Consider the following 15,580-nt stretch of genomic DNA (forward strand, 5'->3'; position numbering starts at 1 on the left):
TCTGGGTAGGGGCCGCAGCCAGTCCCCTGTGGCCGCCGCCCGAACCCCCATGGGCAAGCGCTGTCGGTGCTCGCAGGTAGATTCGATGCTGGACACCCGGCCGTCCGCACCCGGCTGCGTGGCCACAAGAACTACGACAGCAGGAGTGATTCGCGTGGATCGTGTCGCGCTGCGCGGCCTCAAGGCCCGAGGACACCACGGCGTCTTCCCCAAGGAACGCGAAGAAGGCCAGACCTTCATCGTCGACCTCGTCCTCGGCCTGGACACCCGCCCCGCGGCCGCCGACGACGACCTGACGAAGACCGTGCACTACGGCGTCGTCGCGGAAGAAGTCGTCGACGTCGTCCAGGGCGAGCCCGTGGACCTGATCGAGACCCTCGCCGAGCGGATCGCGCAGCAGTGCCTCAAGCACGCCGGCGTCCAGGAGGTCGAAGTCGTCGTCCACAAGCCGGACGCGCCGATCACGGTCCCCTTCGACGACGTGACCATCACCATCACCCGGAGCCGAGTATGAAAGCCACGCACAGCGACCCCACCGTGCAGCCCGTACCCGCCTCCGTCGTCGAGGCGGTGGACGCCGCCGACGTGACCCTCTCGAACCCGAAGTGGGCCGTCATCGCCCTCGGCGCCAACCTGGGCAACCGCCTGGAGACCCTCCAGGGCGCCGTCGACGCCCTGGAGGACACCCCGGGCCTGCGGGTCAAGGCCGTCTCCCGCGTCTACGAGACGGAGCCCTGGGGCGTCGAGCCCGGCTCCCAGCCCTCGTACCTCAACGCGGTCGCCCTGGTGAAGACGACCCTGCCGCCCAGCTCCCTCCTGGAGCGGGCGCACGCCGTCGAGGAAGCCTTCCACCGGGTCCGCGAGGAGCGCTGGGGCGCCCGCACGATCGACGTCGACATCGTGGCGTACGCGGACGTCGTCTCCGACGACCCCGTCCTGACCCTGCCCCACCCCCGCGCCCACGAGCGCGCCTTCGTCCTGGCGCCCTGGAACGACGTGGACCCCGAAGCGCAGCTCCCCGGCCTCGGCTCGGTCGCGGCCCTCCTCACGGCGCTCGGCCGGGACGGAGTCGTGCCGCGTGTCGACCTGGAACTCCGTCTGCCCGAGTAGTCGTTAGGCTCGTGGAAGACCGCCCGCGAGACGACACGAAGGACACTCGGTGAAGCAACTGCGGCTCAAGGTTCTGGCCGGACTGTTCATCGTGGCCGGGGTCCTGTCCTGGGGCGCCGCGCGCCTCTGGGACGCGGTCGGCACCCTGCCGAGCGTGCCGCTCGCGGCGCCGATCGTCCTCGCGTCGATCGCGGCCGTCCTGACCGCGACGGCCCTCTCCATCCGCTCCCGCCTGAAGGCCCAGCGCGAGCGCCGCCCCGGCGCGAAGGGCGTCGAGCCCCTGATGGCTGCCCGCGCGGTGGTCTTCGGCCAGGCGAGCGCCCTGGTCGCCGCCCTGGTCGCCGGCATGTACGGCGGCACGGGCGTCTTCCTCCTGGGCTCCCTCGACATCCCGTCCCGCCGCGACCAGGCCATCTACGCCGCCTTCTCGGTCCTCGCGGGCTTCGCGGTCATCGCCGCGGCCCTCTTCCTGGAGCGCGTCTGCAAACTCCCGGAGGACGAGGAAAACGGCAAGGGCACGGCCCCGGTGGCTTGAGGCCCCCGGCGGGCCTGCCGCCTCCCCCGTGCGCGGACTATCGCGCCATGATCAGGCTCATCGCCTCGTTGCGGGTCGCGGGGTCGCGGAGCTGGCCGCGGACGGCCGAGGTGATGGTCTTCGCGCCCGGCTTACGGATGCCGCGCATCGACATGCACATGTGCTCGCACTCGATCACCACGATCACACCGCGCGGCTCCAGTATCTCCATCAGGGAGTCGGCGACCTGCGTGGTCAGCCGCTCCTGGACCTGGGGGCGCCGGGCGTAGACGTCCACGAGGCGGGCCAGCTTCGACAAGCCGGTGATCTTGCCGGAGGTCGAGGGGATGTATCCCACGTGCGCCACGCCCCTGAACGGGACGAGATGGTGCTCACACGTCGAGTACACCTCAATGTCCTTGACCAGCACCATCTCGTCGTGACCGAGGTCGAACGTGGTCGTCAGGACGTCCTCGGGCTGCTGACGCAGGCCCGCGAATATCTCCTGGTACGCCCGCGCCACCCGCGCCGGCGTCTCCCTGAGCCCCTCGCGGTCCGGGTCCTCGCCGACCGCGATGAGGAGCTCTCGTACGGCGTTCTCGGCGCGCTTCTCGTCGAACTCGCCGATCGTGCCCTCGCCGTCCAGCGTCACCGGATCGGTCATCTGTGCCTCGTTCCGTCTGAAACTCGTGGCGCGAAATGTGCCGCGCCCCCACAGGCTAAAACCTGTGGGGGCGCGGCTTCCATTCCGGGTGGCGGAGGTCAGGCCTCCGGGGCCTCCTCGGGGGCGACCTCGATCGCCTTGGTGGTGTCCACCGCGGGGGTGCCGTTCGCGCCGTTCGTCAGGGCCAGCTCCTTGGGGGAGAGGACCGGCGGACGGGTCGAGGGCGTGCGGCGGGACGAGCCCGTCCAGGCCGGGCGGGCCGGGCGCTTGACGATCGGGGCGAAGATCTCGGCGATCTCCTCCTTGCCCAGCGTCTCCTTCTCCAGGAGCTGCAGGACCAGGTTGTCGAGAACGTCGCGGTTCTCGACGAGGATCTCCCACGCCTCGTTGTGCGCGGTCTCGATGAGCTTCTTGACCTCTTCGTCGACCAGCGCGGCGACCTCTTCCGAGTAGTCGCGCTGGTGCGCCATCTCGCGGCCCAGGAACGGCTCGGTGTTGTCGCCACCGAACTTGATCGCGCCGAGCCGCTCGGTCATGCCGTACTGCGTGACCATCGCGCGAGCGGTGGCCGTGGCCTTCTCGATGTCGTTCGCGGCGCCCGTGGTCGGATCGTGGAAGACGAGCTCCTCCGCCGCGCGCCCGCCCAGCATGTACGCCAGCTGGTCGAGCATTTCGTTGCGGGTGGTGGAGTACTTGTCCTCGTCCGGGAGCACCATCGTGTAGCCCAGGGCCCGGCCGCGGGACAGGATCGTGATCTTGTGGACCGGGTCGGAGTTCGGCGAGGCCGCCGCGACCAGGGCGTGACCGCCCTCGTGGTACGCGGTGATCTTCTTCTCCTTGTCCGACATGATCCGGGTCCGCTTCTGCGGGCCCGCGACCACGCGGTCGATCGCCTCGTCCAGGGAGTGGTTGTCGATCAGCTTCTTGTCGCTGCGCGCCGTGAGGAGCGCCGCTTCGTTCAGCACGTTCGACAGGTCCGCGCCCGTGAAGCCCGGGGTGCGGCGTGCCACCGCGCCCAGGTCCACGTCCGGGGCGACCGGCTTGCCCTTCTGGTGGACCTTGAGGATCTCCAGACGGCCCTGCATGTCCGGGCGGTCGACCGCGATCTGGCGGTCGAAGCGGCCGGGGCGCAGGAGGGCCGGGTCGAGGATGTCGGGTCGGTTCGTGGCGGCGATCAGGATGACGCCGCCCTTCACGTCGAAGCCGTCCATCTCGACGAGGAGCTGGTTGAGGGTCTGCTCGCGCTCGTCGTGGCCGCCGCCGAGGCCGGCGCCGCGGTGTCGGCCGACGGCGTCGATCTCGTCGACGAAGACGATCGCCGGGGCGTTCGCCTTGGCCTGCTCGAAGAGGTCGCGGACCCGGGAGGCACCGACACCGACGAACATCTCGACGAAGTCGGAGCCGGAGATCGAGTAGAACGGCACGCCGGCCTCGCCCGCGACGGCACGCGCGAGGAGGGTCTTGCCGGTTCCGGGCGGGCCGTAGAGCAGCACGCCCTTGGGGATCTTGGCGCCGACGGCCTGGAACTTCGCCGGCTCCTGGAGGAACTCCTTGATCTCGTGGAGTTCCTCGACGGCCTCGTCCGAGCCCGCCACGTCGGCGAAGGTGGTCTTCGGGGTGTCCTTGGTGATCAGCTTGGCCTTGGACTTCCCGAAGTTCATGACTCGGGAGCCGCCGCCCTGCATCTGGTTCATCAGGAACAGGAAGACGACCACGATGAGAACGAAGGGCAGCAGCGAGAGCAGCACCGACAGGAAGGGGCTCTGCCGCTCCGGGGAGACGGTGTAGCCCTTGTCGAGGTCGCCGGCGGCGGACTGCTCCTGGAGCGTGGTGGTCAGGTTGGCGCCCTGGTCACCGATGTAGCTGGCCTGGATCTTGGTGCTGCCGCCGTACTTGTTCTTGTCGGCGTCCTTCTTGAGTTCGACCTTGATGACCTGCTCGTCGCCGGTCGTCAGCTTGACCTGGTCGGCCTGCTTGTCATTGATCGCCTGGACGACCTTGCTGGTGTCCACCGTCTTGTAGCCCTCGGACGAGCCGACGACCTGCATCAGCACGACCACGGCGAGGACGGCCAGCACGATCCACATGACCGGCCCACGGAAGTATCGCTTCACGTCCATCCATACGGAGCGAGAACGCCCCGTCCCTCCTGCCCGTAGGTAAATGCTGCTGTGAGAGCTGCTATGAGAAAAAGCTGTTCTTCGGACGGTACCTCAGCCAGGTGACCCGTGACCGCCTTCCCTTGCTCCAACGGCGGAAGGGCGGTACGGGTTCCCGGGCGTCAGCCTCCGTAGACGTGCGGCGCGAGTGTGCCGACGAACGGGAGGTTGCGGTACTTCTCGGCGTAGTCGAGGCCGTATCCGACGACGAACTCGTTGGGGATGTCGAAACCGATCCACTTCACGTCGATCGCGACCTTGGCGGCGTCCGGCTTGCGCAGCAGCGTGCACACCTCCAGGGAGGCGGGCTCGCGCGAGCCGAGGTTCGACAGCAGCCAGGACAGCGTCAGGCCGGAGTCGATGATGTCCTCGACGATCAGGACGTGCTTGCCCTTGATGTCGGTGTCGAGGTCCTTGAGGATGCGGACGACGCCGGAGGACTGGGTGCCCGCGCCGTAGGAGGAGACGGCCATCCAGTCCATGGTGACGGGGGTGGACAGCGCGCGCGCCAGGTCCGCCATCACCATCACGGCGCCCTTGAGGACACCGACGATGAGCAGGTCCTTGCCCGCGTACTCCGCGTCGATCTTCGCGGCCAGCTCGGCCAGCTTCGCGTCGATCTCTTCCTTGGTGATGAGCACCGACTTGAGGTCGGTGCCCATGTCCTTCTCGTTCACCCGGGTCACTTTCGTTGCAGCTTGCGTCAGCCTTGCCGAATGACCAGTCTGCCACCCTGCCGTCGTGCCTCGACGCGGCCGGGCAGATTGATGGCGCCTTGTCCGCGCCAGCCGGTGATCAGCCGGTCGACCTCCTCGATGTGACGGGCGAAGAGGGATCCCGCGGGCGCGCCCTCGGCGATCATGGCGCGGCGCAGGATGCGGCGGCGGACGGCCGGCGGGAGTCCGAAGAGTTTGGCGCATTCGAGTCGGCCTGCCTCGTCGCGGACGGCGGTTTCGGCGTCGGCGGCCCAGGAGTCGAGGGCGTCGGCGTCGTCGCGGGAGAGCTGGGCCGTACGGGCGAGGGCTTCGACGACGCCTTTGCCGAGGGCCTTCTCCAGGGCGGGCAGGCCTTCGTGGCGGAGCCGGGAGCGGGTGTAGGCGGGGTCCGCGTTGTGGGGGTCGTCCCAGACGGCGAGTTCCTGGGCGACGCAGGCCTTGCGGACGGTCTGCCGGTCGAGCTCCAGGAAGGGGCGGCGGTAGCGGCCGGAGACGGCGGCCATGCCGGACAGCGAGCGGATGCCGGAGCCGCGGGCGAGGCCCAGGAGGACGGTTTCGGCCTGGTCGTCGCGAGTGTGGCCGAGCAGGACGGCGGTGGCGCCGTGGCGTTCGGCGGCTTCGTCGAGGGCGGCGTAGCGGGCGTCGCGGGCCGCGGCCTCGGGGCCGCCCGCCCGTCGCCCGCCACCACCCCTGATCGAGGCGCTGTGCGCCACCCTTGTCTCTCTGCCCACGGTGACGGCGACGGCGTCGACGGGGTCGAGTCCGAGCGCGCTCATGCGTCCGGCGACCTCGGCGGCGCGCTGGGCGGAGCCGTCCTGGAGGCCGTGGTCGACGGTGATGCCGCCGGCGCGGACGGCGAGCTTGCGGGCCTCGAAGGCGAGTGCGGAGGCGAGTGCCATGGAGTCGGCGCCTCCGGAGCAGGCGACGAGCACGAGGGGGCGCTGCTCGGGTGTCGCGGCGGGGTCGGTCTGGTGCTCGGTGAGAACGTCGTGGAGTACGCGGCGGACCGCCAGGCGTATCGCCGCGACCGCAGGATGGGGACCCATGTCCGGTGCCCTTCGTGAAGGAGTGGGGTGCCTCGGTCGGAGTCTTAACGGTCGGAAGAGGGGGTTCGGTCACTCAGAGTGCGTCGATGGTGACAGAACCTGGCCGTTACCCGAGCATTGCACGCCCCACCCTGGGTCTACGGTCCCTCGGATGGGTGATTGGGGGTGTGTTCTTCCGTCATACGTCGCACCCGTCTCACGAGTCTGCCTTACGGTGCACCCTCGCGACCCAGTCGGCCGGTGCGGCGATCTCGGCCTTGGTGGGGAGCGTGTTGGGGGAGGTCCAGACGCGGTTGAAGCCGTCCATGCCGACCTCGTCGACGACGGCGCGGACGAAGCGTTCGCCGTCGCGGTACTGGCGCAGTTTGGCGTCGAGGCCGAGGAGCTTGCGCAGGGCGAGGTCGAGGCGGGAGGCGCCGCGGGCGCGGCGCTGCTGGAACTTCTCGCGGATCTCGGTGACGGAGGGGACGACCTGGGGGCCGACGCCGTCCATGACGTAGTCGGCGTGGCCTTCGAGGAGGGACATGACGGCGGTGAGGCGGCCGAGGATCTCGCGCTGCTCGGGGGTCTGGACGATTTCGACGAGGGAGGGGCCGGGTTCGCCCTCTTCGCCCTCGGGGCGGCTTCCGGCGAGGGTCTGGGCGGCTTCGCGGAGGCGCTCGACGACCGTGGAGGGGTCGACCTCGGTGGCGCCGAGGAAGGACTGGATCTCGCCCTGGAGGTGGTCGCGGAGCCAGGGGACGGCGGTGAACTGGGTGCGGTGGGTCTCTTCGTGGAGGCAGACCCAGAGCCGGAAGTCGTGCGGGTCGACGGCGAGTTCGCGTTCGACGTGGACGATGTTGGGGGCGACGAGCAGGAGGCGGCCGCCGCCGTTCTCCCCGGCGGGCAGGTCGCGGGTGGCGGGGGCGAAGGTCTCGTACTGGCCGAGGATCCGGGAGGCGAGGAACGACAGGAGCATGCCGAGTTCGACGCCGGTGACCTTGCCGCCGACGGCGCCGAGCACGGCTGAGCCGGGGGTGCCCGAGCGGCGTTCCTGCATCTTGTCGAGGAGGGGGGCGAGCAGTTCGCGGAAGCCCGCGACGTTGGCCTTGACCCAGCCGGCCCGGTCCACGACGAGGACGGGGGTGTCCCGTGGTTCGTGGCCGTCGGGGATCATCCGGGTGAAGGCGCGGACGTGTTCCTCGGACGCCTTGGCGTGCCTGCGGAGCTCCGCGACGACCTCGCGGGCCTCGTCGCGGGTCACCTCGGGGCCCGGCCTCACCAGTCGGGTCGCGGTCGCGACCGCGAGATTCCAGTCGACCATCTCGGCACCACCGATGCTCGTCATGCGTCAACCGTACGTTCTTCCCGCCGGATCAGGGCAGGTTCGGTACGGGTCGTCCTGGGGCGACGAGGGCGGCGGAGAGGCGGTCGAGGGCGGGTTGGGCCTGTCCGGCGGAGGGGGTGCGGCCGGCGAGGAAGGCGAAGGCGAGGAGCCGGCCGTCGGCGGTGACGACGGTTCCGGCGAGCGTGTTGACGCCCTTGAGGGTGCCGGTCTTGGCGCGGACGAGTCCGGCACCGCCGAGGGCGGGGCCGGTGTCGAAGCGGCTCTTGAGGGTGCCGTTGAAGCCGCCGACGGGCAGGCCGGTGAGGGCGGGGCGCAGGGCGGGCCGGGCCGGGTCGGCCGCCCGGGTGAGGAGGCCGGTGAGCAGGGCGGCGGAGAGCCGGTCGTCGCGGGAGAGGCCGCTGCCGTCGGCGAAGCGGGCGCCGGCGGTGGGCAGGCCGAGGGCGGTGAGCTCGGCCTGGACGGCCTTGCCGGCGCCGGTGAAGCTCGCCGGCTGCTCGCGGGCGACGGCGGTCTGGCGGGCGAGGGCCTCGGCGAGGTCGTTGTCGCTGTGGGTGAGGGTGCGCTCGACGAGGGCGGAGAGCGGGGCGGATGCGGTACGGGCCAGGGGGGCCGCGGGCTTGGCGCCGTCGGCGGGCTTGGGGGCGCGGCCGGGGGCGGGGGCGCCCTGGATCTTCGTACCGGCCTTGGTGAGGAGCTGGGCGAAGGCGGTGGCGGTGTCCTTGGCCGGGTCGTCGCTGCGCGAGTGGGTGGTGCCGCTGGTGGAGCCGTCGAGGCGGCCGGCGTTCAGCATCAGGGGGCTGACGGGGGAGATGTTCTCGTTGCGGCCGATGGGGTGGCGGGCGGGGCCCTGGTAGAGGCTCGTGTCGTAGGCGAGGCGTACGGAGGTGACCCCGCGGGCCTTGAGGGCGCGGGCGGTGTCGGTCGCGAGGGCCTTCAGGCGGGCGCGGTCGAGCGTGGGGTCGCCGCCGCCGACGAGGGTGACGGTGCGGCCGTCCGGTGAGGCGGCGACGGTCGTCGGGATGCGGTGGTCGGGGCCGAGGGCGGAGAGTGCGGCGACCGAGGTGGCGATCTTGATCGTGGAGGCCGGGGTCATGGCGGTCGTGGCGCCCTCCCCGTACAGCTGCTTGCCGGTGGTGGCGTCGACGACCGAGGCGGTGCGCAGCGGCCCGAGGCCGGGGTCGGCGAGGAGCGGGACCAGGAGGGCGGCGAGATCACCCGGACGGGCGGCCCGGGGCGTGTCGAGCGCGCGGAGCACTCCGGCGGCGCTCGGGGCGGGCGCGGGGGCGGGGCGGCGCGGAGGGGCGGGGGGCGCGTGATGTGCGCCACCTGTCGGGGCCGCGGCGGCCGCCCGGGCGCGCTCGGCCTTACGCTGACCGTTGTCCCACGGTCCGGCGGCTGTCACCGCTCCGGCGGCCAGGGCCAGACCGAGTACGGCAGAGCATGCCGTGAGCTGCCAGGTCTTCGGCTCCGGCATAGCTGACCAGCCCCTTTCGCGATCACACACAGGCGTGAGGGACACTTAATCACTGCGCGTTGCCGCAGGCATTCACATGTGTTGATTCAGGAGGAGCCACCCGTGGAGTTCGACGTCACCATCGAGATCCCGAAGGGGTCGCGGAACAAGTACGAGGTCGACCACGAGACGGGTCGTATCCGCCTGGACCGTCGCCTCTTCACCTCGACCAGCTACCCGGCCGACTACGGCTTCGTCGAGAACACCCTCGGCGAGGACGGCGACCCGCTGGACGCGCTGGTCATCCTGGACGAGCCGACCTTCCCCGGCTGCCTGATCAAGTGCCGCGCCATCGGTATGTTCCGCATGACGGACGAGGCCGGCGGCGACGACAAGCTGCTGTGCGTCCCCGCCTCGGACCCGCGCGTGGAGCACCTGCGCGACATCCACCACGTGTCGGAGTTCGACCGCCTGGAGATCCAGCACTTCTTCGAGGTCTACAAGGACCTGGAGCCGGGCAAGTCGGTCGAGGGCGCCAACTGGGTCGGCCGCGCCGAGGCCGAGGCCGAGATCGAGGCCTCCTACAAGCGCCTCGAGGCGCAGGGCGGCGCCCACTGAGTGGGCCCACGTTCGACGTCGTGACGGGCGGTGCACCTCTGCGGAGGGGCGCCGCCCGTCTCGCGTGAGGTCGTATGCCCGTGCGCATACTGGGCAGAAGGTGCGAATGGGAGTGAGGGCGAACAGAGTGGTCGTGGAGGCGGACGGGCCGGAGGACCGGAAGCCGCAGTCGGACGAGGCGCACAGCGCCTTCACCCCGCCTGCCGGGGTGGAGCAGCCGGTGGTACCGGAGGAGGAGCACCCCACCTCCGAGTTCGCCGTTCCCCAGGGGCTGGTCCCTGAGCCGCCGCCGGAGCCGGAGGGCTCCGCGTTCGCGCCGCCGTCGACGTACTCCGCGAAGCACGCCCCGCCGGCCTTCACGCCCGCCCACGGGATGCCGCTGGTGCGGCTGCCGGCGGACGCTCCGTGGCAGGACCGGATGCGGACGATGCTGCGGCTGCCGGTGGGTGAACGGCCGGTGCCGGAGATCGCGCGCAAGGAGGACGAGGCGGGGCCCGCGGTGGGCCGTGTGCTCGACCTGACCCTGCGTATCGGCGAGCTGCTGCTCGCGGGCGGTGAGGGCGCGGAGGACGTCGAGGCGGCGATGTTCGCGATCTGCCGTTCGTACGGTCTGGACCGCTGCGAGCCGACGGTGACGTTCACGCTGCTGTCGATCACGCACCAGCCGTCGCTGGTGGACGACCCGATCACGGCGAACCGGACCGTACGGCGCCGGGGCACGGACTACACCCGGCTGGAGGCGGTCTACCAGCTCCTCGCCGACATCAACGCCGAGGAGCACGACGTCTCCCCGGAGGACGCCTACCGACGGCTTGCGGAGATCCGGCGCAACCGGCATCCCTACCCGGGCTGGGTGCTGTCGTCGGCGGCCGGTGTGCTGGCGGGCGCCGCCTCGGTGCTGCTGGGCGGTGGGTTCACGGTCTTCATGGTGGCGGCCCTGGGCGCGGTGCTCGGCGACCGGCTGGCGTGGCTGTGCGCGGGGCGCGGGCTGCCGGAGTTCTACCAGTTCCTGGTGGCGGCGATGCCGCCGGCCGCGATGGGGGTGCTGCTGACGCTGCTCCACGCGGATCTGCGGCCCTCCGCGGTCATCACGGGTGGCCTGTTCGCGCTGATCCCGGGGCGGGCGCTGGTGGCGGCCGTGCAGGACGGTCTGACCGGCTTCTACATCACGGCCTCGGCCCGGCTCCTGGAAGTCGGGTACTTCTTCGTGGCGATCGTGGTGGGCGTGCTGTCGGTGCTGTACCTGGCGGTGCAGTTCGACGCGCAGCTGAACCCGGACGGCGTCCTCAACCCGGTCGAGCGGCCGGTGGTGCAGATCCTGGCGTCGATGGTGCTGTGCGCGACGTTCGCGATCCTGCTGCAGCAGTCGCGGGCGACGGTGCTCTTCGCGACGCTGAACGGCGGGGTGGCCTGGGTCATCTACGCGTCGATCGCGGTGACGGCGGACGGGTCGGCGGTGATGGCGACGGCGGTGGCGGCGGGCCTTGTGGGTCTCTTCGGGCAGCTGGCCGCCCGCTACCACCACACGTCGTCCCTGCCGTACGTGACGGCGGCGATCGGGCCGCTGCTGCCGGGTTCGGCGACGTACTTCGGGGTGCTGGGCATCGCCCAGAACAACCTGGACCAGGGCTTCGCCTCCTTGGCGAAGGCGGCGGCCCTGGCCCTGGCGATCGCGATCGGGGTGAACCTGGGAGGCGAGCTGGCCCGCCTCTTCATGCAGGCGCCGGGCGCGGCGGCGGCGCGGCGTGCGGCGAAGCGGACCAGGGGCTTCTGACGGGTCCGGACGGGACGCGTCCGGGGAGGGTCAGCGCTTGGCGTGGCGGCCGCGGCCGCCCGGGTTCTGGGCGCCGGGGGTGTCGTTGCCGTCCTCGTCGCCCTGGGCGGCCTTGGCCTTCTTCGACTGCGAGCGGGCGCGGAGGTACTCGATCACGATCGGGATGACGGAGATCGCGACGATCAGGATCAGGATCGCCTCGATGTTCTTGTGCACGAATTCGATCTTGCCGAGGGAGGCGCCGAGGATGGTCACGCCCGCGCCCCAGAGCACACCACCGATGATGTTGAAGGTGATGAACGAGCGGTAGTTCATCCGGCTCACACCGGCGATGATCGGCGTGAACGTCCGCACGATCGGCACGAAGCGGGCCAGGATCAGCGACTTCGGGCCGTGCTTCTCGAAGAACTCGTGCGCCTTCTCCACGTTCTCCTGCTTGAAGAGCTTGGAGTCGGGGCGCTTGAAGAGGGCCGGGCCGACCTTGCGGCCGAAGAGATAGCCGACCTGGTCGCCGATGATCGCGGCGGCCACGATGAGCGTGCAGACCAGCCAGAGCGGCTGGTCCAGCTTGTCGGTGGTGACCAGCAGGCCGGTGGTGAAGAGCAGCGAGTCGCCGGGCAGGAAGAACCCGATGAGGAGGCCGGACTCGGCGAAGACGATGACGAGGACACCGATCAGACCGAAGGTCTGAATCAGATAGTCCGGGTCCAGCCAGCTCGGTCCGAGGGCAAGCGTATTCACGGGGTTCCGGGCTCCTGCGGTCGGTGGGGGCGGGGGACGGCTGCCCCAAAGTATCAACGCATTCTTACCGCCCCGGGTTCCACCGGGCCTCCACGGGCCCCGCCCACGGCCCCGCCCGGCCCCTCCGGGGATGCGGCGGCGGGCCGCCGGTCCGAGGCTGGTGGCCAGGAGGTGGATGCGGATGGGCATCGAGGAGTACGGCGGCGGCCAGGGGCCGCACCCGGACGTGCTGGTCGTCACCACGAACGACGTCCCCGGCCACGAGGTCCGGCAGGTCATCGGTGAGGTCTTCGGGCTGACCGTGCGCTCGCGGCATCTGGGCAGCCAGATCGGCGCGGGGCTGAAGTCGATGATCGGCGGGGAGCTGAAGGGCCTGACGAAGACCCTGGTGGAGACCCGCAACCAGGCGATGGAGCGGCTGGTGGAGCAGGCGAAGGCGCGCGGCGCCAACGCCGTGCTGATGTTCCGCTTCGACGTGACGGAGGCGGCGGACGTGGGGACGGAGGTCTGCGCCTACGGGACGGCGGCGGTGATCGCTCCTCGTACGTGACGCGGGATGCGCGACACGGGATGCGCGATGGCTGACGCGCGCTCCGTGATGCCTGACGTGTGACGTGGGATGCGTGACGGGGCCGCGGTTCCGCGGGCGACACCCTCAACTGTCGGGGCGTTGTGCGGCATTTGTACACCTATGGTGGGGCGGTGGCTCCCGATACCCCGTCGTCCGCGCCCCCACCCCGCGTCCCCGAGGCGCCCGTCCGTGTCCTGCTGCCGCAGGTCCTGCCCGCCCTCGTCGTGGGCGTGCTGGCGAGCCTGCTCTTCCTGGGGGTCAGCTGGGTCTCCGAGGAGTTCCAGCACGTGCTGTGGGAGACCCTGCCGGACGCTCTCGGCATCGGCGGCTTCTCGTCCCTCTGGATCATCGTGATGCTCACCGCGACCGGTGTCGCGGTGGGCCTCGTCGTCTGGAAGGTCCCCGGGCACGCGGGCCCCGATCCGTCCTCGGCCGGTCTCGGCGACGCCCCGATCGCCCCCTCGGTCGTCCCAGGGCTGCTGCTCGCGGGGACGCTCACGCTGGCGGGCGGGGTCAGCCTCGGCCCGGAGAACCCGATCATCGCCGCGAACATCGCCCTCGCCTACTGGCTCGGGCGCAAGGCGCAGCCGAACGCGCCGGGCGCCTTCTGGGTCGCCCTGGCCTCCGCCGCCACCATCGGCGCCCTCTTCGGCACCCCGGTGGCCGCCGCCCTGGTCATCTCCGAGGCGCTCGTCCACCAGCCGGGCCCCGGCTCGCTGTGGGACCGGCTCTTCGCGCCGCTCGTCGCCGCCGGGGCGGGCGCCATGACCACGGCGCTGGTCGCGCACCCCAGCTTCGACCTGTCGCTGCCCCAGCTGGCCGACCCGGGGTGGGGCGATCTGCTCGCCTCGCTGACCGTCGCCACCGCGGCCGCCTTCTTCGGCCTCCTCTGCTGCTACGGCCTCCCCCACGTCCACCGGGCCTTCCGACGGCTGCGGCACCCGATGCTGATGCTGCCGGCCGGCGGTCTGGTCCTCGGGCTGCTGGGCGCGCTCGGCGGGCACCTGACGCTCTTCAAGGGGCTGGAGGAGATGAAGGAGCTCGCGTCGAACATCGGCGGCTGGTCCTCCGGCGAGCTGGCGCGGATGGCCGTGGTCAAGATCGTCGCCCTGCTCGTCGCCGCCTCCTGCGGCTTCGTCGGCGGCCGGATCTTCCCCGCCGTCTTCATCGGCGTCGCCTTCGGCCTGCTGGCCCAGGCCCTGGTCACGGAGATCCACCCGGCGGTCGCCATCTCCTCCGCCGTGCTCGGCGTGCTGCTCGCGACCACCCGGCAGGGCTGGCTGAGCCTCTTCGTCGCCGCGGTCCTCGCCTCCTCCCCGGCCATGCTCGCGCTGCTCTGCCTTGCCTCCCTGCCCGCCTGGCTGGTCGTCACCGGCCGCCCCCAACTCGAACTGGACGAGTCCGGCGCCCCGCTGCGCTGAGAACCCCCGAAGGAGTCCCGATGCCGCTGCACAAGGGTCACGGCGAGCCCGAGACCGACCGGCACCTCGCCCTCAACCCGTTCTACGGGGAGGCCAACCCGGTCGGCGGCATGACCGAGGCGCCGCCCCGCCACCGGCTCCCCGACGGACCGCTGCCGCCGACGAGCGCCTACCAGCTCGTCCACGACGAGCTGATGCTCGACGGCAACTCCCGGCTGAACCTCGCCACCTTCGTCACCACCTGGATGGAGCCCCAGGCGGGTGTGCTGATGGCCGAGTGCCGCGACAAGAACATGATCGACAAGGACGAGTACCCGCGCACCGCCGAGCTGGAGCGGCGCTGCGTGGCCATGCTCGCCCAGCTGTGGAACGCGCCGGACCCCGGCGCCGCCGTCGGCTGCTCCACCACCGGCTCCAGCGAGGCGTGCATGCTCGCCGGCATGGCCCTCAAGCGCCGCTGGGCCGGGCGGAACGCCGACCGCTACCCGGGCAGCGCCCGCCCCAACCTGGTGATGGGCATCAACGTCCAGGTCTGCTGGGAGAAGTTCTGCACCTTCTGGGAGGTCGAGCCCCGGCTCGTCCCCATGGAGGGCGACCGCTTCCACCTGGACGCGGAGTCGGCCGCCGCGCTCTGCGACGAGAACACCATCGGCGTGGTCGCCGTGCTCGGCTCCACCTTCGACGGCTCCTACGAGCCGGTCGCGGAGATCTGCGCCGCGCTCGACGCCCTCCAGGAGCGGACCGGCCTCGACATCCCCGTCCACGTCGACGGCGCGTCCGGCGCGATGGTCGCCCCCTTCCTCGACGACGACCTGGTCTGGGACTTCCGGCTGCCCCGGGTCTCCTCGATCAACACCTCCGGCCACAAGTACGGCCTGGTCTATCCGGGTGTCGGCTGGGCGCTGTGGCGCTCGGCCGCCGAACTCCCCGAGGAGCTCGTCTTCCGCGTCAACTACCTGGGCGGCGACATGCCCACCTTCGCCCTCAACTTCTCCCGGCCGGGCGCCCAGGTCGTCGCGCAGTACTACACGTTCCTGCGGCTCGGCCGGGAGGGCTACCGGGCGGTCCAGCAGGCCACCCGTGACGTCGCCCGGGGGCTCGCCGAACGGATCGAGGCGATGGGCGACTTCCGGCTCCTCACCCGGGGCGACCAGCTGCCGGTCTTCGCGTTCACCACCGCCGAGGACACGACCCGCTTCGACGTCTTCGACGTCTCGCGCCGGATGCGGGAGCGCGGCTGGCTCGTCCCCGCGTACACCTTCCCCGCGAACCGGGAGGACCTGTCGGTGCTGCGCGTGGTGTGCCGCAACGGCTTCTCCGCCGACCTCGCCGGACTGTTCACCGAGGACCTGCGGCGCCTCCTTCCCGAACTCCGGCGCCAGCCCGGCCCGTCGACCCAGGACCGAGGGGCCGCCACCTCCTTCCACCACTGAGCGCGGAGGCGGGCGGCGTCCTGGCGCGACGGG

At 71.3% G+C, this 15,580-nt stretch carries 15 protein-coding genes; 8 read left to right on the plus strand and 7 right to left on the minus strand.

Annotation, left to right across the window (positions count from 1 at the left end; all coding sequences use genetic code 11):
• Positions 1-154 precede the first annotated feature (154 nt).
• The 3 genes from folB to ACWF79_RS17675 are packed head-to-tail and all read left to right on the plus strand — an operon-like array spanning position 155 to position 1,645.
• The gene (folB, locus tag ACWF79_RS17665) at positions 155-514 is read left to right on the plus strand and encodes a dihydroneopterin aldolase (protein ID WP_158988273.1); all 360 of its coding nucleotides are present in this window, start codon (positions 155-157) and stop codon (positions 512-514) included.
• Complete coding sequence (gene folK / locus ACWF79_RS17670; RefSeq protein WP_453729005.1) at positions 511-1,110, plus strand: 2-amino-4-hydroxy-6-hydroxymethyldihydropteridine diphosphokinase; 600 nt, start codon at positions 511-513, stop codon at positions 1,108-1,110. The genes folB and folK overlap by 4 nt, the downstream gene beginning before the upstream one ends.
• A gap of 49 nt (positions 1,111-1,159) precedes the next feature.
• The gene (locus ACWF79_RS17675) at positions 1,160-1,645 is read left to right on the plus strand and encodes a DUF3180 domain-containing protein (RefSeq protein ID WP_453729006.1); all 486 of its coding nucleotides are present in this window, start codon (positions 1,160-1,162) and stop codon (positions 1,643-1,645) included.
• A 37-nt stretch (positions 1,646-1,682) separates the two neighbouring features.
• Here the strand turns inward: ACWF79_RS17675 and folE are convergent, their stop codons facing one another.
• The 6 genes from folE to dacB form a co-directional block, all read right to left on the minus strand.
• Positions 1,683-2,288, minus strand: a complete 606-nt coding sequence (gene folE / locus ACWF79_RS17680) for a GTP cyclohydrolase I FolE (protein ID WP_453729007.1) — start codon at positions 2,286-2,288, stop codon at positions 1,683-1,685.
• A 98-nt stretch (positions 2,289-2,386) separates the two neighbouring features.
• Positions 2,387-4,408: an ATP-dependent zinc metalloprotease FtsH gene (gene ftsH, locus ACWF79_RS17685; RefSeq protein ID WP_453729008.1), complete on the minus strand. Its 2,022-nt coding sequence runs from the start codon at positions 4,406-4,408 to the stop codon at positions 2,387-2,389.
• A gap of 161 nt (positions 4,409-4,569) precedes the next feature.
• Positions 4,570-5,109 carry a hypoxanthine phosphoribosyltransferase gene (gene hpt / locus ACWF79_RS17690; RefSeq protein WP_132917781.1) on the minus strand — a complete coding sequence of 180 codons (540 nt, stop codon included), beginning with the start codon at positions 5,107-5,109 and terminating at the stop codon, positions 4,570-4,572.
• A gap of 41 nt (positions 5,110-5,150) precedes the next feature.
• On the minus strand, positions 5,151-6,209 hold the full coding sequence (tilS, locus tag ACWF79_RS17695; RefSeq protein ID WP_453729009.1) for a tRNA lysidine(34) synthetase TilS: 1,059 nt from the start codon (positions 6,207-6,209) through the stop codon (positions 5,151-5,153).
• 196 nt (positions 6,210-6,405) lie between these two features.
• Positions 6,406-7,536 (minus strand): zinc-dependent metalloprotease, encoded by a 1,131-nt coding sequence (locus ACWF79_RS17700; RefSeq protein WP_453729010.1) that lies wholly within the window; start codon positions 7,534-7,536, stop codon positions 6,406-6,408.
• Between the two features lie 28 nt (positions 7,537-7,564).
• Positions 7,565-9,010, minus strand: coding sequence for a D-alanyl-D-alanine carboxypeptidase/D-alanyl-D-alanine endopeptidase (dacB, locus tag ACWF79_RS17705; protein WP_453729011.1), 1,446 nt, complete (start codon positions 9,008-9,010; stop codon positions 7,565-7,567).
• 102 nt (positions 9,011-9,112) lie between these two features.
• On the opposite strand from dacB, the gene ACWF79_RS17710 reads away from it, so the two are divergent.
• Both ACWF79_RS17710 and ACWF79_RS17715 read left to right on the plus strand, forming a co-directional pair.
• A complete protein-coding gene (locus ACWF79_RS17710) occupies positions 9,113-9,607 on the plus strand; it encodes an inorganic diphosphatase (protein ID WP_019888410.1) in 495 nt (164 codons plus the stop codon).
• 127 nt (positions 9,608-9,734) lie between these two features.
• A complete protein-coding gene (locus tag ACWF79_RS17715; RefSeq protein ID WP_453729068.1) occupies positions 9,735-11,381 on the plus strand; it encodes a threonine/serine ThrE exporter family protein in 1,647 nt (548 codons plus the stop codon).
• 30 nt (positions 11,382-11,411) lie between these two features.
• On the opposite strand, the gene ACWF79_RS17720 is transcribed toward ACWF79_RS17715, so the two are convergent.
• Positions 11,412-12,122, minus strand: coding sequence for a DedA family protein (locus tag ACWF79_RS17720; RefSeq protein ID WP_453729012.1), 711 nt, complete (start codon positions 12,120-12,122; stop codon positions 11,412-11,414).
• 181 nt (positions 12,123-12,303) lie between these two features.
• On the opposite strand from ACWF79_RS17720, the gene ACWF79_RS17725 reads away from it, so the two are divergent.
• From ACWF79_RS17725 to ACWF79_RS17735, 3 genes are all read left to right on the plus strand, one after another.
• On the plus strand, positions 12,304-12,672 hold the full coding sequence (locus ACWF79_RS17725) for a YbjQ family protein (RefSeq protein ID WP_453729013.1): 369 nt from the start codon (positions 12,304-12,306) through the stop codon (positions 12,670-12,672).
• 152 nt (positions 12,673-12,824) lie between these two features.
• The gene (locus ACWF79_RS17730) at positions 12,825-14,114 is read left to right on the plus strand and encodes an ion channel protein (protein ID WP_453729014.1); all 1,290 of its coding nucleotides are present in this window, start codon (positions 12,825-12,827) and stop codon (positions 14,112-14,114) included.
• 20 nt (positions 14,115-14,134) lie between these two features.
• On the plus strand, positions 14,135-15,547 hold the full coding sequence (locus ACWF79_RS17735) for a glutamate decarboxylase (RefSeq protein WP_453729015.1): 1,413 nt from the start codon (positions 14,135-14,137) through the stop codon (positions 15,545-15,547).
• Positions 15,548-15,580: the final 33 nt, after the last annotated feature.

The sequence above is a fragment of the Streptomyces sp. NPDC054975 genome (genome assembly GCF_053609105.1).

Coding starts and splice junctions, on each gene's coding strand:
- folK (WP_453729005.1), top strand. CDS start 511: ATGAAAGCCACGCACAGCGACCCCACCGTGCAGCCCGTACCCGCCTCC.
- folE (WP_453729007.1), bottom strand. CDS start 2,288: ATGACCGATCCGGTGACGCTGGACGGCGAGGGCACGATCGGCGAGTTC.
- ftsH (WP_453729008.1), bottom strand. CDS start 4,408: ATGGACGTGAAGCGATACTTCCGTGGGCCGGTCATGTGGATCGTGCTG.
- hpt (WP_132917781.1), bottom strand. CDS start 5,109: ATGGGCACCGACCTCAAGTCGGTGCTCATCACCAAGGAAGAGATCGAC.
- tilS (WP_453729009.1), bottom strand. CDS start 6,209: ATGGGTCCCCATCCTGCGGTCGCGGCGATACGCCTGGCGGTCCGCCGC.
- ACWF79_RS17700 (WP_453729010.1), bottom strand. CDS start 7,536: ATGACGAGCATCGGTGGTGCCGAGATGGTCGACTGGAATCTCGCGGTC.
- dacB (WP_453729011.1), bottom strand. CDS start 9,010: ATGCCGGAGCCGAAGACCTGGCAGCTCACGGCATGCTCTGCCGTACTC.
- ACWF79_RS17725 (WP_453729013.1), top strand. CDS start 12,304: ATGGGCATCGAGGAGTACGGCGGCGGCCAGGGGCCGCACCCGGACGTG.
- ACWF79_RS17735 (WP_453729015.1), top strand. CDS start 14,135: ATGCCGCTGCACAAGGGTCACGGCGAGCCCGAGACCGACCGGCACCTC.